Below are 4,466 nucleotides of genomic sequence, written 5' to 3'. Positions count from 1 at the left end.
ATTTCGCCACCCCGGATTTGGTCGATGGCGCCGGGCTTGTAGAGGTGGAAGTAGTCGATGTAGATGACGAAGAACATCAAGCTGGTCCAGGCTGCCGCGAGCTTGGCCTGCACCGGGATCTGCGGGTCCTTCACAGCGCTGTTGATGGGGACATTCTGTACTTTTTTCATGGTCTGCTCCTTCGTTTGGTTGGTGAGCCGGTCCGCAAGACACCGGTGGTGGTGCGCTGGTGGCGTTGTGGTGGGCTGTGACGCCTGATTGTGTCGTACGCTGTACGATGACCGTACGCCGTACGATACGCGTACGGTGTACGATCTGTCAAGACCGCGATTGAAGGGACACCGCCATGGTGAGCGCAACCACCGAAGGAGGCGCAGGAGGCCCCACCCCGCTCAGCAAGGAGCGGGTGCTGCGCCAAGCCCTCGCCCTCGCCGACAACGAGGGCCTCGACGCGCTCAGCATGCGCCGGTTGGGCCGAGAGCTCGACGCTGGGGCGATGTCGCTGTACCACCACGTCCGCAACAAGGAGGAGTTGCTCGACGGCATTGTGGACCTCGTCTTCGCTGAGATCTATCTGCCGGAAAGCACGGGTGATTGGCAAGCGGCGATGCGAGCGCGGGCGGTGTCTGCCAGAGAAGTGCTCGCCCGTCACCGCTGGGCGATCACCCTCATGGACTCACGGACCACACAGGGACCCGCCAGCCTGCGGCACCACGAGGCAGTGACGGCCTCCCTGCGCAAGGCCGGCTTCTCCGTCCAAATGGCCACCCACGCGAACTGGCTCCTCGACAGCTACATATACGGCTTCGCCCTCCAGGAGGCGAGCCTCCCCTTCGCCGACGCCGGCGAGCTCACGGACATGATCCACGAGGTGTTCCTGCCGCAACTACCGCCGGAAGAGTACCCCTACCTGAACGAGTCCGCCACGGAACTCATGGAAAGTGACTACGACCCCGCGGACGAGTTCACCTACGGCCTCAGCCTGATCCTCGGCGCCCTTGAGCACGCCCGCAGTTCGGCGGAACCACAACTTTCTCCGTAGACCGGAAAGCTCTTGCCGGCCATCCCGTCCCCGGTCCATGGCCCGTAGGGCCGCGACGCAGGCCGCCCTCGCCAGCGATGACCAGATGCCCTAGAGGCGGCGCAGCTCGCCGATGTGGACAGCTGGACCCGAGCGCTTTGAATGGTTGTGGCTCAGCCCTGACCGCAAGCCGGACGCTCACCGCGACATTAAAGGTCTCGGTTGTGAAAGATCGTGCGGACGTTGAGCTCGCGACGCGTGGCGTTGCGATTCAGGAAGCCGATCGCTACCGAAGCGCCGAGCCACTGCGCGCCGGCGAGTTCGACGATCTGCTTGAGCGCCGTGAGCTGGCCACCTGTTCCCCTGCCCCGAACCGGCGCCGTCGCTACTGCCGAAGTTTAGGGCACTCGCCAAGTCTCAGTTCAACGTGCATCCGCTCCATCGAGCAGGGTAAAGCGGAACCCCTCGTCGATGAGGGCTGTGGTGGCGGCGGCAAGTCCTGCCGCCGTCCCTGAAGCAGGCTTGTTCATGTGAGCGATCACGATGCCGCCCGGGGCTACCGTACGCGTCTCGCTCTCCACATTCGCCGCGCTGTACGTCGCACCGGCGTCGCCGTTGACTGTGAACCCGACGACCCGCTCACCCAACTCGCGAGCGATCGCCACAGCAACCTCGTCGTAGTGAGCAGTGCCCGAGCGGAACCAACGAGGGGAGTATCCCGTCATCTGCGCGAGAGTGAGATGGTTGCTCCAGATCTCCTCGACGACCTCATCGACGCTTGCCGTCCCCTGAATGCCATAAGCGGACTTGCCGGAGATGGTTAGCGGGCGGTGTGCCGTCCCGTGATTGCCCAGTTCGAACTGCGGCATGCGGGCGAGCTGACGAGCCAACGCTTCGTTCGCCTCGATCCACCGCTGATTGAGGAAGAGCGTGGCAGGGATTCCATGCTTCACCAAGTGGTCGAGCAGCACGGAGTCGACGCCGCCTCCCGATGACCCGCCGCACGCGTCGAGCGTCAAGGCGATGAGTGGCGTCGAACCGGAATGGGACACCAGCAGTTCGTTCTCCACCCCATCGACGAAGAGTCCCCACTGGGCCGCCTGGGCACTGCGGAAGCGTTCCGCCACGGCTTGCGGATCCACCTCCGGCGACAGTACTGGTGCCGGCGACAGGCCGGGTGCCGGCGACAGGACGGGTGCCGGCGTTGGGCCGGGCGTCAGCCCTGGCAGCGGGGAAGCGCTGGGCAGGGTGCTTGGGCCGGCCTGCTGCGCGCTCTGCGACGGCAGGGGGGCGCAACCGGCGGTGAGCCACGTAACGCCCGCGAGCAGAGCAGTGCGCCTCGTCCATCCCCCCGACATTCCGGCAGTCTATTGCCAGTCGCCTAGTTCGGCGCCTCGAGTTTCTCAAGCAGTTCGATGACGTGTCCGCCCCAGGGCAATTGGCCAACGGGCCGTTGACCAATCGAGTCATCGTCGGGCCAAGGCCTCGGCGAACGTTCGCATGTATTTGAGATTGGCCGGCGAGATCCCTTCGCGGTGGGGAACTCTGCGCTTAGATCCACGAAGAGTTGGAACAAAACCTTGCTGCCCTACGGAGCGGTCCTCTGCCGCTTGATGGTTGTCGCCCCGATCCGGCAATAGGGCCCACCGATTCCTCGGGCATCGGCTCCAGGGTGCGGCCGTTGTGGAAGTTGCCAACATGGCCTTATCGAACCCCGCGATGACCCAGGTCGCGACATGGCCGACAGTATTCTCCACTCGATTTGTCCTTTGGCCGGCGGATTCTGCCGGGTAGCACCGCCGCCGAGTAATGCGCGGTCAGTTGCCGGTAAGCGTTGTTCAGCACGGTCTCACCGTCGCGAGGTTGCTTGATCACCCCGGTCTTCATAGGCGTCGGTAGACGCCTCGGACGTTGTCGCGACCGAGCTGGACATGGTGGCGCGATGACCGAGCAGCCGGCCAGACTCGTGGCTCGCGCTTCAGCCTTCGTCGAAGTGGGACGCTCACCGGTACACGAACGCTTGGCGGGGTCGCCGAGCTACTCATGGTCAGAGTCCTTGAAGCGCGAGTTCGAGGTTTCGACCATGGTCCGCATCCCGTAGTGCCTCTTCCACTGGCCAAGGTTGTGGGGAAATTTTTTGCAGGTGCTTGACCGGCTGTTGACGGCGGGGCCTACTTCCGGGCTCCGGGTACCTGGTCTCCGGAATTTTCAGCGGCACGGTGATGGTGTTGCTACTGTCCTCGGCGGCCTTCCCGGCCATCTGACACCCAGAACCCGAGACCGCCCGTCTGCGTCGGATGGGACTACTGGCGCGCTTCGCACAGCCGCTTCAGGTCGACCAGGTCCTGATGAAGAGCCTTCTTGGCCGCCTCGGCGAACAACGCACCGATGACTTGGCGACTGCATTGTCCAGATCGCAGAACACCTCGAACACGCGCTGACGGTCGGCGTTGATCCCATTGAGGTCTGCCTGTCGGGGCGGGGTAAGGCTGTGCCAACCGTAGCGGTGAACGGGAAGTGTCGATGTCGGCGCGCAGCCGTCGGTCGTACATGCCGTTGTGTGTCCGCGGTCGTAGTGCCACAATTGCCCTACCGACATCGGCAGGAGGGTGTGGTGAGTTCATCGGGCGCCCTCGCGGGCATCGGCGGCACACCACTCGTCGAGCTCCGCACGGTGGCTCCTGCCAACGGTGCCCGGGTCTTCGCGAAGCTGGAGTGGGCCAATCCGACCGGCAGCATGAAAGACCGGATGGCGCGCACGGCGATTGAGGGCGCCATGCGAGACGGCCTGCTGAAGCCCGGGGGAACCGTCGTCGAATACACGGCTGGCACCACTGGCATCTCGCTGGCGTTCGTGTGTGCGGCGCTGGGCTTCAACCTTCACATCGTGTTCTCCGACGCGTTCAGCCAGGAGAAGCGGCGCACCATGCTGGCCTTCGGCGCCACGGTCGAGGATGTCCAGAGCGAGCGCGGTGCCATCACGGAGTCGCTGATAAGGGCGATGATCGCCCGCGCCGCGGAAGTGTCGTCGGCGCCGGGAAGCTGGTGGTGCGACCAGTTAAACAACCGTGACGCAATAACCGGCTACTTGCCGATGGGCGAGGAGATCTGGGAGCAGAGCCACGGGCAGATCGACGCCTTCGTGCACGCGGTCGGTACCGCGCACTCCCTTCACGGGGTCACCCGCGCACTGCACGCGCACGATCCGTCGATCCGGATCTTCGCGGTGGAGCCCAGTGAATCTGCGGTGCTCTCGGGGGGACCGAGCGGACGCAACCGAATCGAGGGCATCGGAATCGGATTCGTCCCGCCCCTGTGGGAACCCGATGAGGTCGACGACATCCTCACCGTGTCGGCGGACGAGGCGATGGACATGGCCCGCCCCCTCGCCCGCGAGGAGGGACTGTTAGCCCGTACCTCCTCCGGCGCGAACGTCGTCGCCGCC

3 protein-coding genes and 1 pseudogene are annotated in these 4,466 nt (G+C 64.8%); 2 read left to right on the top strand and 2 right to left on the bottom strand.

What is annotated here, in order from left to right; translation table 11 throughout:
- The first annotated feature begins 346 nt into the window (after nucleotides 1-346).
- A complete protein-coding gene (locus ACLQ62_RS15975) occupies nucleotides 347-1,042 on the top strand; it encodes a TetR/AcrR family transcriptional regulator (protein ID WP_411722615.1) in 696 nt (231 codons plus the stop codon).
- Between the two features lie 401 nt (nucleotides 1,043-1,443).
- Here ACLQ62_RS15975 and ACLQ62_RS15970 read toward each other — a convergent pair whose 3' ends face one another.
- Together ACLQ62_RS15970 and ACLQ62_RS15965 are read right to left on the bottom strand one after the other, a co-directional pair.
- Nucleotides 1,444-2,379 (bottom strand): polysaccharide deacetylase family protein, encoded by a 936-nt coding sequence (locus ACLQ62_RS15970; protein ID WP_411722614.1) that lies wholly within the window; start codon nucleotides 2,377-2,379, stop codon nucleotides 1,444-1,446.
- A gap of 357 nt (nucleotides 2,380-2,736) precedes the next feature.
- Nucleotides 2,737-2,908: pseudogene (locus tag ACLQ62_RS15965) on the bottom strand (IS21 family transposase); the annotation flags it as partial.
- Nucleotides 2,909-3,635: 727 nt separating this feature from the next.
- Here ACLQ62_RS15965 and ACLQ62_RS15960 point away from each other — a divergent pair.
- A partial coding sequence (locus tag ACLQ62_RS15960) for a PLP-dependent cysteine synthase family protein (RefSeq protein WP_411722613.1) occupies nucleotides 3,636-4,466 on the top strand: 831 nt, incomplete at its 3' end.

Source organism: Mycetocola sp. (genome assembly GCF_046716805.1).
GTDB lineage: Bacteria > Actinomycetota > Actinomycetes > Actinomycetales > Microbacteriaceae > Mycetocola_A.
Note: the sequence above shows the minus strand (reverse complement) of the source record. Positions and strands in the feature narration are given on the sequence as shown.

Bases quoted from the DNA above. Each gene is read 5' to 3' on its own strand.
- ACLQ62_RS15975 (WP_411722615.1), top strand. From the start codon at position 347: ATGGTGAGCGCAACCACCGAAGGAGGCGCAGGAGGCCCCACCCCGCTC.
- ACLQ62_RS15970 (WP_411722614.1), bottom strand. From the start codon at position 2,379: ATGTCGGGGGGATGGACGAGGCGCACTGCTCTGCTCGCGGGCGTTACG.